This is a genomic window from Rhodococcus sp. IEGM 1306 (assembly GCF_036541985.1).
Taxonomy (GTDB): domain Bacteria; phylum Actinomycetota; class Actinomycetes; order Mycobacteriales; family Mycobacteriaceae; genus Rhodococcus_F; species Rhodococcus_F qingshengii.
The window spans coordinates 73,536-93,207 of sequence record NZ_JAZHFF010000007.1 but is presented as its reverse complement, the minus strand read 5'-3'; the positions used below and the strand labels follow the sequence as shown (position 1 = coordinate 93,207).

Here is a 19,672-nt window from a genome sequence, read left to right as displayed (position 1 = left end):
GCAGCGCTCCTTGGAGGTCGATGGACACTTGTAATTTCGATACGCGTATCGCTATTGTTGTCAGCATGGTATCCGAATCCACCAACTCTGCAAGGGCTGGTCGACCAAAAGCATTGAGTCACAGACAGATTCTTGATGCCGCGGCAGAGATCGCCGATACGGACGGCCTGGATGCGGTGTCATTTCGAGTGCTCGCCGAACGACTCGGCATATCGCCGATGTCCGTCCACCGCACAACCGGCGGTATCGACGCCTTGAGGCGAGATCTGATCTCGACTCTCGTAGGCGAAGCCGTCTCGTCGATCGACTGGCCGACCGACTGGCGCGGGGTTGCCCGCACGTTCGCCTACGGCCTCCACGATCTCCTGATGCGCCATCCCCTGGTCCTGGAAGCCCATCGGCAGGCATCACTGGAAGCACCCGGGGCCGACGATACCGCCCACCGAGTCGTGAGCGCCCTTTCCTTGGCCGGCCTCGAGGACGAGCAGGCCACGTACGCATACGGCGCGCTGCATGATTTCGTCACCGGACACGTCGCAATTCAATTGGGACGCGGCGCTTTCGACAGCGCACCTGCCGATCGACGCGAGGCATCGGTGTTCGCACTTCATCACGATCCCACCCGAAGGTTCGAGTTCGGAGTCGCCCTCATCCTGGACGGTGTGGCGTCGATCGCGCAGCAAGGAACCACATCATGACGAGCAGCGTGACCACAACCGAAATTCGCGACGCGTCGGGGCGTCGTATCGCATTCTGCGAGTACGGCGATCCGACTGGCAACCCGGTAGTCGTGGCCCACGGATCACCTGGCAGCCGATACGAAGGGCTCTCACTCCACAACGCGTCTTCGACGGCAGGCATACGGCTGATAGTCCCCGATCGACCCGGCTTCGGACGCACGGATCCGTACACGGACAAGGGATTTCATTCCTGGGACGACGACTACGTCACCCTGGTCGATCACCTCGAGTTGGACTCGGCCACACTAATGGGTTTCTCCGGAGGCGGCGGTTACGCGCTCGCAGTCGCTGCAGCCGTTCCCGAACGAGTCTCGAAACTGGTGCTGGCGTGCGCCATGATCCCCGGGGCACCGCGAGATACTTTGCGACGCAGAATAAAACTGGTATCTGCGTTGTACTTTGCCGCCAACTGGGCTCCCCGCGTGGCCGGCGCAATGCTCGCAGGAACCGGAGTGTTCTCCAAGCTACGCAGCGACTCAGTCTCGATCTGGCCGGCCGCCGATCAGGCCGTCATGACCGACGAGGTACATCGCCCCGCTCTCCAGTTGGATTCATCCGAAGGGATCGCACAGGGTGGATCCGCAGGGGTTGTCGACTTGGCTCGGTATCGCCACGAGGTGCCTGGACTCTTCCAATCGATCTCGGTACCAACGGTTTTCCTACACGGAACCGACGACGGAAACGTACCCGTCGAAGTAGCCCGCTGGGCACACTCGTTGATTCCCGACTCTCGCTTCGAAGAGATCAACGGAGGCGGCCATCTGTTCGTCGTCGCCGACCCCACTCCACTCCTTCGCGCCCTCGCCTAATTCCCTCTTGACTCGAACGTGTGTTCGAGTATCCTTTGGGGAGGGGATCGGGGGATTCAATGAGTGTCTTGTTGTCGGATGTGGTGTCTGGTTCTGCGGTGGGGTTACGCGGACGGTTGTGGCAGTTGTCTGCTGCTGAGTTGCGTGCTGCTGCTGTCGAGGCGAGTGCGGAGATTCTGCGCCTCGAGGCCGTTCGTGTGGCGGTGGTGGACGAGTTGTCGTTGCGCCCGGATGATCAGGTGATTGCGAGCCGCGGTGTGGGTGCGTGGTTGGCGGCGAACACGATGCTGCAGGTTCGGGACGGGAAGAAGATCGCCGCGTTGGGTGCAGCTTTGCGGCCGTTTCCGGCGGTGGCGGCAGGCTTCGATGATGGGGATTGCTCGTTCGAGCACGCGGTGTTGATCGTGGCGTTCTGTGAATCACCACCGAAAGGCATGCCGGACGCCGCGCTCCCTCGCTGTATCGATTTGTTGTTGGCGGCTGCGTCGGGGGTGGAGGCGACGACGACGAAGGTGCGGAACGTGATCGCGACCTTGGAGCGGTTGTTCGAATCCGATGAGATCCCGCCCGCCGAGGATGTCGATCTCAATGAGTTGCGGATCGCGTCGACGTTGAACGGTCGGGTGGTGGTGCGTGGTGATTTCGATGCCCTCACCGGTGAAATGTTGTTGTCGGCGTTGTCGAATTTGACGATGCCGACCCCGGCACCGGACGGAACCCCGGATTCTCGGTCGGCGGCCAAGCGGACGGCCGACGGGTTCACCGAACTGATCCGCCGGTACCTCGACTGCGCCAAAACCGGCACCGACGGTGGTCAGCGCCCGCACGTGAACGTGCACATCAACGCCCGTGATCTCGCTGAGCACCGAGACTGCGCCGCCACACCCTCGCCCGATGGTGGTGGAATGGCTGTGTCGGATCTTGATGTCGGGCACATGCCCTGGCTCGGACCACTCTCGGTGTCGCAGACCAGGCTTCTCGGGTGTGATTGTTTCCTCTCCACCGTCCTGCTCGACGATCACGGCGCGCCGCTCGATGCGAAACCAGGGAAGAGGTTGGTCACCGCCGAACAGCGAGTGGCGTTGATTGCCCGAGACAGAGGCTGTGCGTTCCCGGGTTGCACATGTGTACCGGCGTGGACCGATGCGCACCATATCCGGCACTGGGCGAACGGTGGCCCGACGGTGATGAACAACCTGGTCCTGCTGTGCCGTTCACATCACCGGCTGATGCACCGCAAATCCGGGTTCGTCGGGAAGTGGGCGATTCGGATCGGAGTCGACAACAAACCCTGGTTCATCCCGCCACCCTCGATCGACCCGCAGCAGCACCCGCGACCGGCGAACACCACCTTCAAAACCTGAGAGGTCAAACCTCTTTGGCGACAACAGAACACGGACCAGCGCCGCATCGAGGAGACCTCGATGCGGCGCCAAAAGACATGCTCAGCCCAAGTCGGCGACAATCCGCTCGGCGAGAGGCCGTGACGACGCCGGATTCTGACCGGTGTAGAGCTTGCGGTCCACCACGACATAAGGCGACCACGCCTCAGCCTTCGAGAATTTGCCGCCCAATTCGCGTAGGCGAGTTTCGAGCAGCCACGGAGCCTTGTCCGCCAGACCAGCCTGCGTCTCCTCTTCGTTGGTGAACGCGGTCAGCTGATAGCCGTCGAACAGCCAGCTTCCATCGGGTCTCTGGGCCGGCAGGAGTGCCGCCGGCGCGTGACAGACCGCCGAGACCACCTTGTCCGCGTCCAAGAAGTTCACGAGAAGCTCACCGAAGGATGCCGACACCGCAAGATCCTCCATCGGTCCATGTCCACCCGGTACAAAGACCACGTCGTAATCGGCAGCATCGGCGTTCTCCAAAATCTCCGGCGAATCGAGCACCGGCTGCAGATCGGCGATGTACTTGCGCATACGGTCGGCGCCTTCTTGCCCGCCGTTCACCTCGGGCGCCAGGCTTCCCTCGTCCACAACGGGAGCTTTACCGCCAGGCGTCGCGATCACGATCTCGTAGCCGGCGTCGACGAAAACGCGATGCGCCTCGACCAGTTCTTCCGCCCAGTACCCGGTCGGGTGGGGTGTTCCGTCCTTCAGCGTCCAGTGATCTGCAGAAGTCACCGCAAACAACAGCTTTGTCATCGCGCAACCTTTCGTCGGTAAAAGGAACCCATTGGTGACAAGACACCATCTTCAAGGCCCGATCAATGAAATAACGTCCAGTCAGTGCAACACGCTGCCCTTGTGAGAATTCCTCACCACCGCAGAATCACGTCACCCGTCAGGTCCCGATCGGCTTGCCGAACAGGCCTGCGACGAGTTCACCGACCGCATCCACCCAGACTGGCCAGGTCCTCTGATCAAGCGCCATGGATCCAGCGTCGAAGGTGCTGCATCCCTGCCGAGCAGGCACACCAGCGAACCGATCGCGAAGCCACAGTAGAGCACTCGGCAAAGCGACGACTTCCATGCTGACATGCTCACTGAAGTGGTCTCTGGTGTAAACGACACTCGCAGAAGGATCTTGGCAATAGGTATCGACAAGTTTGTTCACCGGGCCAACAGGCACCAACCAGTCGGGATTCGACTGATAGATGTACATCGGCACGTCAGGAACAGACTTACCCATGGCAGCTCGGGAGAGCGCAGCTCTCACCGTGGGGTGTTGGACCGGATCTCCCGGGACATCGAGGAAGCCCTTGATGTTGAGGAAGGGCACTGCAGCCGACGTCCAGAGCATGCACAGGTTGTCCTTGGCAGCGAAAAGCGCTCGGCCGGCAGGGTTTATGTGCTGATCGATGAAACCTGCAAGTTCAGGATCTTCTCGGCTCACTCCGATTACACCGGCAGCGACGATCCCGGCCCCGAGAGCGTTGTTGGCATTGTCGAGCAAAGCGCCGAGATCCGGGGCAACACCACCTTCGGCGACTCCGACGATATTCAGTTCCGGCGCGTACGCCTGCCGTATTTCAGCTGCGTGACCGGTAGGAATCGATCCACCCGAGTAGCCGAGCAGCCCTACGCGAGTTGACCGCCCTTGCAGCTCCATGGGTTCGAAGTTCTCAGCAGCACGAATACCGTCGAGCGTGATCCGGGCCGCGACGGGGCCGGAGGCGAAGGAAGAATTGGGTCCCTGATGATCGGGCACCGACAATGCCCAACCCTGCGCCAGTGCCGCCTGCACTTCGAGGAATTGAGCCCCACCGGTCGCAGCGCCCGTCACCAGCCACGGCAACGCGCCTTGCTGCATGACATACGAAGGTGCGCAGTAGTTTCCGAGTGAATCCTCTGCCATCTGAAAGGACAGCAGCGGGCGCGGGCCTCCATCGCGAGTGTCGCCACGCGGCTTGATCACTGTGGTGACAGCAGGAATTGCCTCGCCCGCAGCATTATTGGATCGATACGAGATCTGCCACGCATCCACGTTGGTCGGAATCAGGTTGAGAGTACCGAGATTCACCGCACGAGCGGCGATGATCTCACCCGGTTCCCTGGATTCGACGACCTCGACAGGCGGTTCATAGAAGGCCTGGTCCAGTTCAGGCAAAGGCGGTGCAACCGCAGGCGGCAGGGCAGGCTGGACCTGAATTTGGGCGGGAACACCTTCGTCCGGTGCCGCTGAGGCAGGTGCCGAAAGTCCGATCTGCCCGATTACTGCAATCACGGCAATTGCGAGGCCCCCGCATTGTCGGTCAGTTGTCCAGCGTCGTCCCATACCAATTCCTCCCCGGAAAAGCACAGATTGCCTTGTGTTGCCGCAGTTCTCATCACTAGCACACAAGTTAGATGCGAGTGTCTAACACATTGAGGACGAGAGTAGAGCGTTGTGGGCTGGATTACAATCCCCTGGTGTTCGTGACCTATTCGTCGGCGTGAAGGGGCGCGTCGTCGATCAACGCATTCAAGAGCACCGTCATCAGATCGACCAGTACCGACACGGGAGGACGAGGCTCCGCAGTGCTCCACTGGTGCACCAGCGCGGTAAGCGCGCCGATGAAGGCGGTGGACGCCAACCGGTAACCACCTGGCGGTTCGTAATCTTCGCCCACGATCCCTTTGATGATCGACTCGAAAAATGTTGCCCAGACCGAACGTTGGTCCACACGATGCTTTTCCACCCGGGGACTGACACCTACGACGTCGATGAAGGCAACGTGTGCGCGTCGTGGGTCACTTCCGACCGACTCGACGAAGGCGGCCATGGCCGTCGCTGCCTTGTCACGGAGATTGACCGAAGGCTCTGCATCGAGTGCGTCGACCATTGCAATTCTGGCGTCGAGTTGGATCTGGTCATACAGCGCGAGGAGTAGATCCTCGCGACTACCGAACTCGTCGTAGAACTGCCTTCTGGCCAGACTCGCGGACGCGCAGATATCCGCCACCGAACTTCCGGCATACCCCTGGTCTGCAAACACGCTGAGAGCAGCATTCAAAAAGAGAGAACGGCGTTCGGCCTTGCGAGCCGCGACCGACCTTCCGCCGTAGTTTCTGTCTGTTTCAGCAATTGCCACGTCTGCCAGAGTATGCGGCATCGCGCCGCACACAAAACGCATCTGACCTGCTGCAAAGTTCCTTCACCACCACTACCGGCGCACCGGCACTGCAGCACGATCAGGCCAATACGAAGGCCACGGCAAAAAGTGTCCAGGCGGCAGCGAGAACCGTTGACGCCGCAGTAACTGCCCCGGTCACGGCAGGTCGAGTGCTGCGGTTGCGCGCGGCGATGATCCCGACCGTCATCAAAGTCAACGCCACCAGGAACGACAAAACCACGATTTTCACCAGCAACCCCTTCGACGACGGTCAACAGAACCGGAGACCATTTAGATAGTACACAAATAAATCGTGCATTAATTAAACTCAAAGTCCGTCAGGGGAATCTTGACAGAATTCAACAGCGCCTGTCAGGCTAGTCCTGACGAAAGGAGAACTTCTCATGGAAGACCTGATCGAACGCGCCCTGACTGCGAAGATCGAGACCGCCGCGATCACCACGGTCAACGCCGCGATCACCGAGGCCGGCACTCAGGCAGACAAGATTGTCGGAACAGATCCTTTACCTGGCAGCCCTGAGTGGGAGACAGAACAGGACACCGACATCCCGGCGCAGCGTCAGATGGCGTGGCAGTTGGCCTGTTTCCGGATTCAGCTCGCCGCGGGTATCGATTCGACGGCAAGCGTCATGAGCCTGCGTAGATTCGGCGCAACATGGTCAACCATCGGCCGCGCAGCGGGAATGACCCGTCAGTCCGCGCATGAACGGTGGGGTCGACGTGTATCGGACATGCTCGATCCCTACGGAGTCGGGATGCCGCCCATGGTGCCCAATGATGATCCGACTCAGCCCTGACTATCAATCGCACGACTAACAATCGCGTCACTACCGATCCGGCAGCAGCGCATCTGCTTTCGCGACCAGCACAGCGCGCTCACGCTCGTTCCCGGTCAGCCGAGCCGCTTCGAGGAGTTCGGTTCTAGCCTCCTCGGATCGGCCGAGCTGACTGAGCAACTCCCCCCGAACGCTGGGAAGCAGGTGGTAGTCGGCCAGTTCACCTGAAGCGACAAGCTTGTCGACGAATTCGAGCGCAGGGCCAGGACCGTATGCCATGGATACCGCCGCCGCATGATTGAGGTCGACCACGGGCGATGGCGCCAGTTGCGCCAGAGCCTCGTAGAGGATGACTATTTTCTTCCAATCGGTGTCTTCGAAAGTTGCTGCTCGCGCATGACATTCGGCAATCGCCGCCTGCAGGCCGTACGGGCCTCGTCCACGCCCGACGGCGTCAGCTCGTTCCAGCGCGGCAAGCCCACGCGAGATCTGTAGGCGATCCCACCTCGTCCGATCCTGGTCAGCCAGCAGGATGGGTTCACCGGTCGAGGTTGTCCGAGCGCCGAATCTCGAGGCTGTCAGCTCCATCAAAGCGACAAGGCCGTGTACCTCGGACTCCCTGGGGACCAATTCGGCGAGTATTCGCGCGAGCCGCAGAGCCTCAGCACTGAGCTCCGCCCGCATCCACTCGTCCCCGGAACTGGCTGCATAGCCTTCGTTGAACACCAGGTACAGCACTCCGAGGACGGCGCTCAATCTGCTCGAAAACTCTTCTCGCCCTGGAACTTCGAAAACCGCTTTCGAGGCGGTCAGCGCCTTCTTCGCGCGGACTATCCGCTGCTGCACCGTCGCCGTCGGCGTGAGGAACGCTTTCGCAATCTCTTCCGTGGTCAAACCGCCCACCACTCGAAGCGTCAACGCCACCTGCGCTTTTCGATTCAACACGGGATGGCAGGCGATGAACATCAGGCGAAGGACATCGTCGTCGATGCGGTCCGGATCCCAGCTGACGTCGTCGAAATGTGAAGCGTCGTTCTCGAGTTCACGCGCAAAGTGGGCGTAGCGCTCGTCCAACCTCTCACGTCGTCGCCACCCGTCGATTGCTCGTCGTGTCGCCACAGATGTCAGCCAGGCAGCGGGGTTTCTCGGAACCCCCGTCGCGGGCCACTGCTCGACGGCTTCGAGCAGAGCCTGCGCGGCCAGATCCTCGGCGAGATCAAGATCTCCGACGGTGCGAGTCAACGTGGCGACAATCTTCGCGGATTCGATACGCCAGACCGCGTCGACAGCCTTTCTCGTTTCTTCTCGCACCGCCTCGTCGGTCATGGTTCAGCCTGCGACCGGACGATCGGTACCGAGCTCTTCACGCCAGCCGGCCTCTTTCTGGATGTACTCGTTGTCCTGATCGAAGTCCGACATCTCGCTCACGCGGCGTACCTCGAGCTTGCTTCCCGGCCCGAGCGGGCAGCGCTTCGCCCATTCCAAGGCTTCGTCTTTGGTCGACGTCTGAATGATCCAGAATCCCGAGAACAACTCCTTCGTCTCCCCGTACGGGCCGTCGGAGACCAGCGGAGGATCGGACTCGAAATCGACGATGAATCCCTCCTCCATCGCCAGTCCCTCACCGGCCAGCAAGACACCTGCCTTGATCAGGGACTCGTTGTACTGCCCCATCGCCGCGATGATCTCGTCGAAGTCCATGTCCTTGGATGCTTCGATAGCCTCATCGGTGGAACGCATGATCAGCATGTACTTCATGAGAATCTCCTTCGTTCGTGGACCGCTCTGTTCGGTCCCTCTGCTTACACGTCGAACGGCGCACTCACCGATCGACAAACTTCCGAAACAATTTTTCCGAGGACATAACCGCCGGTCGCGATACGCTGCCCACGGTATCGGCGGACGGGCCGTCGGGCCGGTCAGAAGTCGAGAAATCCCGGCACAACTTCGCGAACGAGCCCGGTCGCGTCAGAGCTCCCGTAGAAATACACCGACCCGTAACCGAATAGGTACTCCTCTACGAAATCGGGGTGGGACTCAGCAACCACCGGCCACCCCTCTTCGTTGATCTGGAACAGGAAGCTGTGTCCATCTGCCTCGACGGCATCGGCGTAGGACGGTTCGTTCTGAATGAGCACCGGTTGCGGAGCTATCAACACCAACGGCATCACCTCGTCGTCCGAGGGAATCCTGATCAACGCCGCGCTGCCAAGGCCCGCATGGCTGCCCGCCGATTCCGCACTTCGTGACGACGAGGGGTGCAGGACTGCCCTAACCCCGATGTCCGGGTATTCGAGGTCGTCGTCGCCGATGGAGAAACCTCGACGGATGAAGATCGAAAGCTCTCGCACGCCGAGCCACGGCGCCGTGTGTGCCTCGAGCGTCAGAAGGTACTCGTGCGACCGCAGAATCGCCTGACCAGCGAAAACCTGCGGAGGTCGTCCACCAATCCGTGCCCCACTATTCGAATCGCTCGAACCCACCCCGAGATGTACCCTGTCCACCGGCGTCATCCTAGGGAGATCCGACGGGTGTCGGAGGGAGACTCTCCGATTTCCTACAATCCGCTGGTGACGTAGGCCACAATCAGGCTCGATGATGGGTGCATGACAACATTCCCGACTCTCGACCCCGAACTCGCCGCGGCACTCACCATGCTCCCGAAGGTGGACTTCGCTGACCTCCCCAACGCACGGGCCACCTACGACGCTCTGGTCGGCACCATGTTGGCCGACCTGTCATTCGACGGAGTCACGCTTCGTGAACTGTCGGCACCCGGCCTGGACGGCGATCCGGAGGTCACGATTCGTTTCTTCACCCCGGACAACACTGCCGGCCCTGTCCCCGTTCTGCTCTGGATCCATGGCGGCGGATTCGCAATCGGCACCGCAGAATCCAGCGATCCATTTTGCGTCGAGGTGGCGCGGGAACTCGGATTCGCCGTTGCGAACGTGGAGTACCGCCTCGCCCCCGAAACCCCCTTCCCCGGCCCCGTCGACGACTGCTACGCCGCACTCCTCTACATCCACGCCCATGCCGAGGAGCTGGGGGTCGATCCACGCCGCATCGCAGTGGGAGGGCAGAGCGCAGGCGGTGGACTGGCCGCAGGCACTGTCCTCAAAGCCCGTGACGAGGGCGTTGTGCCCGTGGCCTTCCAATTCCTCGAAATCCCTGAACTCGACGACCGCCTGGCGACGGTCTCGATGACGAACTTCGTCGACACCCCCTTGTGGCACCGCCCTAACGCCATCCTGTCGTGGAAGTACTATCTCGGCGGGTCGTATTCCGGTCCCGAAGATCCTGACGTGTCCATTTACGCTGCGCCGTCCCGGGCTACCGACCTCACCGGTCTGCCGCCGACCTACCTGTCCACCATGGAACTCGACCCGCTCCGCGACGAAGGAATCGAATACGCCCTTCGGCTGCTGCAAGCGGGAGTCAGCGTCGAATTGCATTCCTTCCCCGGAACCTTTCACGGGTCGGCACTGGTCGCGACCGCCGCGGTCAGCGAAAGAGGTGCCGCCGAAGCCCTCACTGCGCTCAGGAGAGGGTTGCGTTCGCTCTCGCCGGTCTCGTAGCGTTGCGAGATGCAAGGACTGATGTACCGGCTTGCCGAGCTCGATGCAGACTCGGCAGGCCTGGTACGTGTCATCGATTACTTCGACGCCCTCGTGCGGCACGGCTCCGACACCGCGTCTTTGCTTCGTGCGAGCGCGCAGTTGGCGGACTGCGTCGTGGGTATCGAGATCGTCGAGCGCGGCAGAAGCAAGAAGAATTTGCGCCGTTGCGATCCGCGCGGCCGATGGTCACCCGATCCTCAGCTCCCACCGAGCATGACCAGAAACATTGCCGTAGACGACGAGGTTCTCGGAACGGTATGGATCGAACGACCCGGGGCCAGCTTGCCACTCGACGAAATGCTCGTCGACCGGATGGCCCTGACCGCAGCGATAATTCTGCAACCGCGACGCCTGCCTACCGAAGCCGAGCACACTCGAAATCTGTTGTTCCCGATGGATGAACTCGCGGTGCTCACCTCCTGCGCCGGTCTCGGTATCGCACCCCAAACCCCAGTCCGTGTAATGGCAACCAAGGCAGTCTCAGACACGGCCGACGGCACTGCACACCTTGTCATTTCGCCAGATTGCACACCTGGCAAAGCCACTGGGATAGACGCTGACGGCGAGCATCTGAATCTCGTGACGGGTTCGTTCGCACCCACACCCGAGCTGTCCGAGGCCGCGCTGTCGTCATACATTCGCGCCGGAATATCTTTGACTGCTCCCGCTTCCGAAGTGAGCACAATACTGAGCACTGCACGATTCGCTCGAGCACAGGCGTCGGCAACAACACCGATCGTGAACGCCGACGATCTCGGCGCCCTCAACCTCTTGGCGCCGGGACCACACATCGATCACTCGCGAATACCGGATCTGGTTCGTGCCGAAGAGATCGGCGATACCAAACAGGGGTTAGAACTACTCGAAACCTTGAGGTCATACCTGCAGTCCGGAACCTTGAGGGCCGCAGCAGATTCCATGCATCTTCACCACAGCAGCGTCGCGCACCGATTGGCGAAACTGTCCCAGCACGTCGGATTCCACGTCGATTCCATCGAGAACCGAGCACGCGCAACGGCCATGATGCTGGTCCTCGATGGCGGATAGGACCCACCGCGCATCACAGGTACTACGCAGTGGTTGACGATCTTTCGCGTTCAGCGAGCGCAACAAACGGCGCAAGCGCCGGATTCGGATTATCCGGCCGGTAGGTCACTGCCACGTCGAGAGTTGGTTGCTCACCGGCGATCTCACATAGATGGACACCCGGGATGCGGAGCATCCGCGCTCTGCCCTGGGGGATCGGCGCAATACCCACCCCGTCCGAGACGGCATGCAGCACCTGCTCGTCGTCGGCCTCGAATCGAACGATGCTGGGCGCCCCGTTTGGCCAAAGTTGTTCGAGCGTACGCAAATACATCCCCGGGGCGTTGGCCTCCGGCCAGAACACAACGGGGACGTCCACCAGATCTCCGAGTTCGAGCGTCGCTCGATCTCCGAACGGATGATCCACGGGCACAGCGACCAGGATAGGTTCGGTGTCGAGGACGATCAGGGGAAGTTCTCGATCGTCTTCATCGAGCGGCGGGCGAACAACCGCGATGTCGACGGCTCCGGTTCGGACGAGGTCGACAGTCTGTGCCGAAGTGCCACGATGAACGACAACTTCGACGCCCGGGTAGAGCCTTCGATAGGTGCTGACCAGATCCGCGACTGCGCCGCCCGCCCACGAACGGGTGTACGCGATGCGCAGTTCTCCGTCCACACCGCGCGCGGCCAACCGAATTCGTTCGACCGCCCGGTCCGCACACCCGATCAAAAAGCGCGCCTCTCGTACCGCCACCTTGCCGGCTTCCGTGAAGGTGAACTGCGGACCCCGACGATCCACCAGCGGAACTCCGAGTTCGCGCTCGAGAACCTTGATCTGCTGACTGAGGGCCGATTGCGCGACGTGGACGTTCGCAGCGGCTCGAGTGAAGCTCCCATGATCCGACAGAGCGATCAGATAACGGGCACGCTGCAGGTTCATACGGCGATTATAAGAAAAACAGATGGTGGTGTCACTACTTGGTCTTGGACACGGCATCACCTGAGGTCGGAGGATCGAGTTCACGTTGATCCACCGTCTGTCTCCCGAAAATTGTCACCCGAACGATCACAAGGTTGCACATGAACCCCCGAACACTCACTGAACCTACAACAGACGCGAGGCTTCTCGACGCCCTCGCGGAGATCGTCGGCCACACGCATGTCCTTACCGATTCCGAACTGATCGAGGGCTACACACGTGACTGGACGGGACGTTGGATCGGCGACGCGATCGCGGTCATCCGCCCCGGCAACACTTCCGAAGTGTCTGCGGTTCTTCGAGCATGCTTCGACGCGGGGGTTCCCGTCACACCGCAAGGCGGCAACACCGGACTGGTCGGTGGTGGGATCGCCTCGGCTGGGTCCGTGGTGCTGAGTACCAGACGTCTGGAGACGATCGAAGCCGTCGACCCCATCGGTCGGACAATCGCGGCCGGCGCCGGCGTGACCGTTGCTCGCGCCGACCTGGCCGCATCTGCACACGGTCTCCGCTTCGGAATCGATTTGGCATCAAAGGAATCCGCAACACTCGGCGGCATCGTCGCAACCAACGCCGGTGGGACGCGCATGGTCCGATACGGAAATACACGCGCACAGATACTCGGTATCGAAGCCGTGCTCGCGGACGGTTCGGTGCTGAGTAGATGGACTCCACTCGTCAAAGACAATGTCGGATACGATATTCCAGGACTTCTCGCCGGCAGCGAGGGAACGCTCGCAGTCATCACCAAGGTCCTGATGAAGCTGGTCACCCCGGCGACCGACACCCAGGTCGTGCTCGCGGGTGTACGCGAAGTCGATCAAGCGCTTCATTTGTGTAATCGCGTGCGTCAGAGCGGATTGACCGTCGAAGCCGCCGAGATCATGACCGACGACGGCATCTCCCTCGTCTGCGCACACACCGATGCCCGTCGCCCGTTCGGCACCCCTTCACCGATGTACACACTCATCGAGGTGTCATCACCGCGCGAAACGGAAGAGTCGCTCCTCGAAGTACTCTCCGACTCTGCCGACCTCATCGAGGACGCGACGGTCGAGCCTGGGCCGGCTCGAAAACTGTGGACTCTGCGGGAAAGCCATACCGAAAGCATCAGCGCGTCGTCGACGACGCCGGTAGTCAAGCTCGACATCTCCGTCCCCTTGTCCGTGATGGGAATGTTCATCGACAACCTCCGAGAAAGCCTGGCACAACGATTCCCCCTCGTGCGGCCAATCCTGTTCGGGCACTTCGCCGACGGAAACATTCATGTGAACCTTCTGGATGCCGAGCCGAGGGTCGCACACGAACTGACCGATACGGTGTTCCGACTCGTCGCCGTCCACCATGGAAGCATCAGCGCCGAGCACGGGATAGGCCGCGCGAAGTCGCCGTGGATATCGCTGGGGCGCACTGAAACCGACATCGCCGCAATGCAGTTGATCAAATCGTCCTGGGATCCCCGTGGAATCCTCAATCCTGGAATACTGTTGCCGGAAAAAGTCGGGTAAGCAAAAGGGGTCTCATGCAGGATCTTTACGTCGTCACTCATCCTCATGCCGAACACACAGCGCAGGACGTAGTCGGCGGTTGGCACAATTCGGTTCTCACCCCCGCTGGTCGGCGCGATGCAGGTTTGATCGCCGAAGCGCTGAAACGACGACGCACAGGAACTTCGCGCCCGGTCCGCATCACCTCGTCCGACCTCAATCGTTGCACCGAGACATCCACGATCATCGCCCGGACACTCGATGCTCCGGCGACAACGGATTCACGATTGCGCGAAATCAGCTTCGGCGAAGCCGAAGGACGCCCGAACTCGTGGCTGGCCCAGCGGCAGGTCCCGGCCCCTGACAACAACCGCCTCGATCACCGTGGCCCCGTTGCCGGTGCCGAGACCCGCCGCGACATCGCATCAAGGGTTCACGAATGCGTTCACGAACTGATGGACGATCTCGATCACGATCACATCGTCGTAACCCACGGCTTTGCACACACATTCGTCGTCTCCGCCTGGCTACAGATTCCCGTCGAAGCCGCAGGATTTGCGACCTTCGCGACCACCCCGGGTGCAATCACACATCTCCGACACGACGACTACTGGCGCAACCGAACCCTCGTGCAACTAGCTGATACGACGCACCTGGACTGTGGCACGATGGCCTGATGCGCCATGTCTCCGACGACGAACGCCGTGCTCGCATAGGAGTACGTCATGCGCTGGAGCCAATGTTTCACGTCGATTCGCCGGAAGCTGCCACGCGGGCGATGACGGTACTGCACGCCACCGAGTCAGCGACGGTCTATCTGTCTTGCTGGGCGAGGGTTCGGTCCGTGGACGCCGCCGACGTCGACCGCGCCCTGTACGACCAACGCAGTCTCGTGAAGCAATTGGCAATGCGCCGCACACTCTTCACCTTTCCCCGCGACTTGCTGCCGGCCGCGTGGTCGAGTGCGTCCGCCCGCGTCGCGAACACCGAGCGGGCACGAATGGCCAAGGATGTCGTCAAGGCCGGACTCGCCGTCGACGGCAACGACTGGCTCGATCGCGCACGGACGGAAGTGCTGAAGTTGCTCACCGATAGGCCTGAAGGGCTTTCAGCGGTAGAGATTCGTCAGGCCGTGCCGATGATCGACGTCAAGGTCGAGGGTTCGGCAGGTGAAATCTGGTCGGCACCCAGGGTTCTCACGCATCTCGGGGCGACCGCAGACATCATGCGCGGCACCAACACCGCCCGCTTCCCCGTCTCACGCCCACTGTGGACTCTCACTCGACACTGGCTCGACGACGCCCCCGTCGATCTCGAATCTGCAGACGGCTATCGAGAAATAGTCCGCCGTTGGCTCTACACCTTCGGACCGGGCACGGAAGACGACATCGTCTGGTGGCTGGGCTCGACGAAGACGGTCGTCCGGGCCGCCCTCGCCGAACTCGACGCCGTTGCAGTCTCACTCGACGGAGGCGACACCGGCTGGTTGCTACCCGATGACGTCGCCACGGTGCCTGATCCAGGTCCTTGGGTGGCACTCCTACCGGTGCTCGACCCGACGATCATGGGGTGGAAGAACCGTGACTTCTACCTCGGCCCGCACCGCAACCAACTCTTCGACACCCGCGGTAATGCCGGCACCACCGCATGGGTCGACGGTCGCGTCGTAGGGTGCTGGATCCAAGACGAAACCGGTGTGGTGCACGTTCGATTGCTCGAGACCGTGTCAGCGTCTGCGCGACGTTCTCTCGATGCCGAGGCGGCGCGCCTCACCGCGTGGCTGGGCGGCGTCAGAATCGGCACGGGGTACGTCTCACAGGCGATGAGGCACGACGTTCCCGAACCTCCCGCCGGCACTAGTTCCCGGTGATAGCGTCAGATACCGATTGCCAGATCGTCGATGTCTGCGAGCGTGCCGCCGTTTTCGAGGATGCTCGTGTAGTTCCGAAGTCGGTTCTGATCTATCTCGGTAGTGCTGACCCCTCGCTTCCAGTACCCGAAGACAACTACATCGTCCTTCGCCAGGCCGACTGTCTTGCGGAAATGCGCTCGAATGGCTCGCATCTCGTCCCGTTCCCCGGCACCCCACACCGCGTAGTCTCCTGGGTTTTCGAGTTCGACGGCGTACTCGGCGAGGCCATCTTCGACATGGTGCAGCTCGAGGCCGGGGATCACGGGTAGTTCCGCGAAAGCCTCGGCGTCACCGGTGGCGACCCAGCCGACGCCGGTCAGTCCCTCGGGCCACTGAAGCAGAATCGAATAGAGGGCAGGTATCGCGGTGTCGTCGGCGAAAAGTGCGACGCGGCGACCAGCGATCTCGGGAACGAGGAAGTGCGGGCGAGGACCGGTGAGCGAGAACGTGTCACCCACACGACGGTCGTCGGCCCAGCGCATCATAGGGCTGGTGTGACCGTGCAGCACTACGTCGAAGGTCATCGAACCGCTCGACGCATCGAAGGTGCGCACCGTGTAGACACGAGAGACGTCGTCGTAGTGCGGACCCAGCTGGATGCGAAATGCGACGTTGGGCCGCAACCAATTCGGGTCGTCCGCCGACGAAGTCAACTGGACGGCGATGCGCAAGATGCTCTCGGTCGGCCGTTCGACGCGTTCGACGACGGCAACCACGTCGTTGAGACCGCGGTCGTGGTCTTCTCCGCGTGGCGCCTTTGCCGACGCAGACGTTTCAGTTTCTTCAGGTCGAGATGCGGTAGTCATTGATATCTCCTGATCGGTGGTTCAGTTGTGGACGGGTAGTTGACTGACAGGTCTTCGATCACGCGGAACAACAAGTGGCCGTCCGGTTTCCGGGTCTTCGAGAACCAGCGCCTCGAGGTCGAAGACTTCGCGCAGTAACTCAGGGGTGAAGACGTCCGAGGCACTGCCCTGCATGACAATTTTTCCGGACCGCATGGCAACTACGTGCGTGGCATATCTGGCCGCGAGGTTCAGGTCGTGCAGGACCGCGACCAATGTTCGACCGGACTGGTGGAGTTGGGAACAGAGGTCGAGAACCTCGATCTGGTGTGCGATGTCGAGAAAGGTGGTCGGTTCGTCGAGCAACAACACCGGGGTGCGCTGCGCAAGCGTCATGGCGATCCATACCCGCTGACGTTGTCCCCCACTCAGCTCGTCCACCAATTGGTCTGCTGCATATCGCATTCCGACTTCATTCAGGGCCTCGGAGACAACATGCTCGTCTTCGGGTGACCACTGGCGCAGCATGCTCTGATACGGATATCGGCCGCGGGATACGAGGTCTGCGACACTGATCGCTCCAGGCGAGAGCGGGGACTGTGGCAACAGGGCGATTCGCCGGGCGACTTCTTTGGTTCGATAGGACCGAATATCGTTACCGTCGAGCACAACACGACCCGATCGAGGTGTCAGCATTCTGCCGAGCGCACGCAACAATGTCGACTTGCCGCACCCGTTCGGTCCGACGACGACGGTGAACCCTCCATCGGGGATCTCGAGACTCAACTCGTCCACGATGGTTCGATCGGCGTACCGTAGTTCGATCTTCTCGGCGCGCAGCCGCGATGTTGGGGTGGCAGTAGTCATGAATCTCTTTCGTAGCGAGTTTTTTTCAGGCCTGACGAGCGAGCAGCCAGATCAGATAGGCACCACCGAGCAGACTGGTGACAAGACCGACAGGAGTGCGGAGACCGACCTCGACCGCTTGCGCGATCAAGTCGGCGCCCGCCAGCAGAACTGCGCCTAGCAGGAAGGAAGTCGCGACAAGAACACCGCTGCGCCGTGCCAACCGTCGTGCGATCTGGGGAGCGGCGAGCGCCACAAATGCGATGGGGCCGGTGGCCGCGGTCGCCGCGCCGGTGAGCGCGACCGCAAGCAGAATGCCGGCAAATCGGTATCGCTCCACGGAGATCCCGAGCGAGGACGCTGCGTCGTCGCCCATCTCCATCATGGTGACGCGCCGGGACACCACGACGAGAGCAGGAACGAGAACACCGACGGCGATGGCAACACTGACCGCGTGTGGCCAACCGCGCCCGGTCAGCGAGCCGGCCGTCCACTGCTGCACAACGGTGGCGTCGTCGATATCCGCACGCACCACCAGGAACGACATCACGGCGCTCAGCATCGCGCCCACGCCGATACCGACCAGGACAAGTCGAAGACCGCCGCTGACGCCGTCTTTGCGTGCCAGCGCGTACACCAGAAGCGCCGTCAGCATGCCGCCGAGAACAGCGGCGCCCGCGGTCTGCAGTACCCCGCCTCCGAAGAAGACGATCTGAACCACGGCTGCAGCCGCAGCGCCGGTGGTGAAACCGATGATGTCCGGCGATCCGAGAACATTGCAAAACCGCGCCGGCCACACCGAGGCTTCCGCCCACGCCGATCGCCGTGATCAGCCGCGGCAGCCTGCGATTCTGGACGGACCGAACCGCCGCTGGGGCGCCTTCGCCGTGCAGGGCACGCCATACTTCGCCCAAGGACAGATCCAGGGTTCCATACATCAGCGTGGCAAACGAGAGCGCCGCCAATGCCGCACTGATTGTCACGGTTACGAACAGCACTCGCGGAACTATCCGCCACGAGTACGGCCCGATTCGAACCACCCAACCGCGGAACAGCGGTGGAACCGGCTGTGCTGCAATCGCGTTCACAGCGACGCCACCCGCCGCGAGCGAACGAGCGCAACAAACAAGGGTCCACCGAGCACCGCCACGGCGATCCCCGTCTGCAGATCTCCCGGCGCGGTGGCAACGCGACCGAGAACGTCGGCCAAGAGCAGAAATGCCGGGGCGACAACGAGCACGCACGGCAGAAGAAATCGCAGATCCGGCCCGACGACGCCGCGCACGATGTGCGGCGCAGCCAGGCCCACGAATCCGAGCGGTCCAGCCGCCGCAGTGGCGGCCCCTGCCAGCAGGATGACTGCGACAGCGGATCCGACCCGTGCGGGTCCGGTGCTGGCACCGAGCCCTTTGGCGACATCCTCGCCGAGCGCGATTGCGTTGAGTGGACGAATCAGCAACAACGACAACACGATACCGACGATGACGAAGGGCAGAACAGTGACGATCACGTCTCCGCCGCGGCCTTGCAACGAACCCACTGCCCAAAATCGGAACTGATTGAATGCGGCCTCGTTACTGATGAGAACCATGCTGGTGAGAGCCGTGATCGCCGTCGCAACAGCCGCACCGGCAAGCGCCATGCGCGCTGGGGCCGCGGCGCTGCGATGCGCCGACCCCAACATGTACACACCTACCGAGGCAACGGCCGCGCCGGCAAGCGCGAACCACAGATAGCCGCCGGCCGAAGTCACCCCCAGATAGGCAATCGCAATCACGACTGCTGCTGATGCTCCGGCGTTCACACCGAGTAGTCCCGGATCGGCCAGAGGGTTGCGGGTGATCGACTGCATCAGCGCGCCGGCCAGTCCGAGCGCGGCCCCGACCACAAGCCCGAGAATTGTTCGAGGCAAACGTGATTCGATCACAATCAGGTGCTCGTTGTTACCGGCGTCGTAGGAAAGAACTGCATCGAGGACAGTGGAGACGGGGATGTTGCGTGAGCCGATGACGAGTCCGCCGACGGATGCCAGCACGATTACAACGATGGAGACGAGGACCAACAACCCCGCACGCGCGGCCGTCCCGGACCGCGGTGGCGCTTCGGTCCGGGACTGCGCAGAAACGCCCACGCG

General features: G+C 61.7%; 20 protein-coding genes and 1 pseudogene. 9 read left to right on the top strand and 12 right to left on the bottom strand.

Going from position 1 to position 19,672, the window contains the following annotated elements; all coding sequences use genetic code 11:
* The first annotated feature begins 65 nt into the window (after window positions 1-65).
* The 3 genes from V3587_RS20585 to V3587_RS20575 are packed head-to-tail and all read left to right on the top strand — an operon-like array spanning window position 66 to window position 2,913.
* Window positions 66-698 (top strand): TetR/AcrR family transcriptional regulator, encoded by a 633-nt coding sequence (locus V3587_RS20585; protein WP_234552371.1) that lies wholly within the window; start codon window positions 66-68, stop codon window positions 696-698.
* The gene (locus V3587_RS20580; RefSeq protein WP_192712716.1) at window positions 695-1,549 is read left to right on the top strand and encodes an alpha/beta fold hydrolase; all 855 of its coding nucleotides are present in this window, start codon (window positions 695-697) and stop codon (window positions 1,547-1,549) included. The genes V3587_RS20585 and V3587_RS20580 overlap by 4 nt, the downstream gene beginning before the upstream one ends.
* Window positions 1,550-1,608: 59 nt before the next feature.
* Complete coding sequence (locus V3587_RS20575) at window positions 1,609-2,913, top strand: HNH endonuclease signature motif containing protein (protein WP_283377116.1); 1,305 nt, start codon at window positions 1,609-1,611, stop codon at window positions 2,911-2,913.
* 81 nt (window positions 2,914-2,994) lie between these two features.
* On the opposite strand, the gene V3587_RS20570 is transcribed toward V3587_RS20575, so the two are convergent.
* The 4 genes from V3587_RS20570 to V3587_RS20555 all read right to left on the bottom strand — a co-directional run bounded on the left by V3587_RS20570 (window position 2,995) and on the right by V3587_RS20555 (window position 6,333).
* The gene (locus tag V3587_RS20570; RefSeq protein WP_030537402.1) at window positions 2,995-3,693 is read right to left on the bottom strand and encodes a type 1 glutamine amidotransferase domain-containing protein; all 699 of its coding nucleotides are present in this window, start codon (window positions 3,691-3,693) and stop codon (window positions 2,995-2,997) included.
* A gap of 139 nt (window positions 3,694-3,832) precedes the next feature.
* On the bottom strand, window positions 3,833-5,266 hold the full coding sequence (locus tag V3587_RS20565) for a lipase family protein (RefSeq protein ID WP_283377115.1): 1,434 nt from the start codon (window positions 5,264-5,266) through the stop codon (window positions 3,833-3,835).
* 145 nt (window positions 5,267-5,411) lie between these two features.
* Complete coding sequence (locus tag V3587_RS20560) at window positions 5,412-6,104, bottom strand: TetR/AcrR family transcriptional regulator (RefSeq protein ID WP_283377114.1); 693 nt, start codon at window positions 6,102-6,104, stop codon at window positions 5,412-5,414.
* 58 nt (window positions 6,105-6,162) lie between these two features.
* Entirely contained in the window at window positions 6,163-6,333 is a 171-nt protein-coding gene (locus V3587_RS20555) for a hypothetical protein (protein WP_007735738.1), read from the bottom strand.
* A gap of 154 nt (window positions 6,334-6,487) precedes the next feature.
* On the opposite strand from V3587_RS20555, the gene V3587_RS20550 reads away from it, so the two are divergent.
* Window positions 6,488-6,901 carry a hypothetical protein gene (locus V3587_RS20550; protein ID WP_283377113.1) on the top strand — a complete coding sequence of 138 codons (414 nt, stop codon included), beginning with the start codon at window positions 6,488-6,490 and terminating at the stop codon, window positions 6,899-6,901.
* A gap of 30 nt (window positions 6,902-6,931) precedes the next feature.
* Here the strand turns inward: V3587_RS20550 and V3587_RS20545 are convergent, their stop codons facing one another.
* From V3587_RS20545 to V3587_RS20535, 3 genes are all read right to left on the bottom strand, one after another.
* Window positions 6,932-8,206 (bottom strand): RNA polymerase sigma factor, encoded by a 1,275-nt coding sequence (locus V3587_RS20545; protein ID WP_283377112.1) that lies wholly within the window; start codon window positions 8,204-8,206, stop codon window positions 6,932-6,934.
* Between the two features lie 3 nt (window positions 8,207-8,209).
* A complete protein-coding gene (locus V3587_RS20540; RefSeq protein ID WP_007735729.1) occupies window positions 8,210-8,638 on the bottom strand; it encodes a YciI family protein in 429 nt (142 codons plus the stop codon).
* A 161-nt stretch (window positions 8,639-8,799) separates the two neighbouring features.
* Window positions 8,800-9,393 (bottom strand): hypothetical protein, encoded by a 594-nt coding sequence (locus V3587_RS20535; protein WP_161120498.1) that lies wholly within the window; start codon window positions 9,391-9,393, stop codon window positions 8,800-8,802.
* Between the two features lie 93 nt (window positions 9,394-9,486).
* Between V3587_RS20535 and V3587_RS20530 the strand changes: the two genes are divergently transcribed.
* Together V3587_RS20530 and V3587_RS20525 are read left to right on the top strand one after the other, a co-directional pair.
* Window positions 9,487-10,458, top strand: coding sequence for an alpha/beta hydrolase (locus V3587_RS20530; protein ID WP_030537407.1), 972 nt, complete (start codon window positions 9,487-9,489; stop codon window positions 10,456-10,458).
* A gap of 9 nt (window positions 10,459-10,467) precedes the next feature.
* Complete coding sequence (locus tag V3587_RS20525) at window positions 10,468-11,547, top strand: helix-turn-helix domain-containing protein (RefSeq protein WP_242692433.1); 1,080 nt, start codon at window positions 10,468-10,470, stop codon at window positions 11,545-11,547.
* A gap of 22 nt (window positions 11,548-11,569) precedes the next feature.
* Here the strand turns inward: V3587_RS20525 and V3587_RS20520 are convergent, their stop codons facing one another.
* Window positions 11,570-12,469, bottom strand: coding sequence for a LysR family transcriptional regulator (locus tag V3587_RS20520; RefSeq protein WP_003943243.1), 900 nt, complete (start codon window positions 12,467-12,469; stop codon window positions 11,570-11,572).
* Window positions 12,470-12,609: 140 nt separating this feature from the next.
* On the opposite strand from V3587_RS20520, the gene V3587_RS20515 reads away from it, so the two are divergent.
* The 3 genes from V3587_RS20515 to V3587_RS20505 are packed head-to-tail and all read left to right on the top strand — an operon-like array spanning window position 12,610 to window position 15,865.
* Window positions 12,610-14,016 carry an FAD-binding oxidoreductase gene (locus tag V3587_RS20515; RefSeq protein WP_064689096.1) on the top strand — a complete coding sequence of 469 codons (1,407 nt, stop codon included), beginning with the start codon at window positions 12,610-12,612 and terminating at the stop codon, window positions 14,014-14,016.
* 14 nt (window positions 14,017-14,030) lie between these two features.
* Window positions 14,031-14,672, top strand: coding sequence for a histidine phosphatase family protein (locus tag V3587_RS20510; RefSeq protein ID WP_007735718.1), 642 nt, complete (start codon window positions 14,031-14,033; stop codon window positions 14,670-14,672).
* Window positions 14,672-15,865, top strand: coding sequence for a winged helix DNA-binding domain-containing protein (locus V3587_RS20505; protein ID WP_039973500.1), 1,194 nt, complete (start codon window positions 14,672-14,674; stop codon window positions 15,863-15,865). Before V3587_RS20510 ends, V3587_RS20505 begins: the two co-directional genes overlap by 1 nt.
* A gap of 5 nt (window positions 15,866-15,870) precedes the next feature.
* Here the strand turns inward: V3587_RS20505 and V3587_RS20500 are convergent, their stop codons facing one another.
* From V3587_RS20500 to V3587_RS20485, 4 genes and pseudogenes are all read right to left on the bottom strand, one after another.
* Window positions 15,871-16,713, bottom strand: coding sequence for a siderophore-interacting protein (locus V3587_RS20500; protein WP_007735714.1), 843 nt, complete (start codon window positions 16,711-16,713; stop codon window positions 15,871-15,873).
* Between the two features lie 21 nt (window positions 16,714-16,734).
* The gene (locus V3587_RS20495; RefSeq protein ID WP_003943123.1) at window positions 16,735-17,559 is read right to left on the bottom strand and encodes an ABC transporter ATP-binding protein; all 825 of its coding nucleotides are present in this window, start codon (window positions 17,557-17,559) and stop codon (window positions 16,735-16,737) included.
* 25 nt (window positions 17,560-17,584) lie between these two features.
* Window positions 17,585-18,476: pseudogene (locus V3587_RS20490) on the bottom strand (FecCD family ABC transporter permease).
* Window positions 18,477-18,622: 146 nt separating this feature from the next.
* Window positions 18,623-19,669 carry a FecCD family ABC transporter permease gene (locus tag V3587_RS20485; protein WP_283377111.1) on the bottom strand — a complete coding sequence of 349 codons (1,047 nt, stop codon included), beginning with the start codon at window positions 19,667-19,669 and terminating at the stop codon, window positions 18,623-18,625.
* Between the last annotated feature and the right edge of the window lie 3 nt (window positions 19,670-19,672).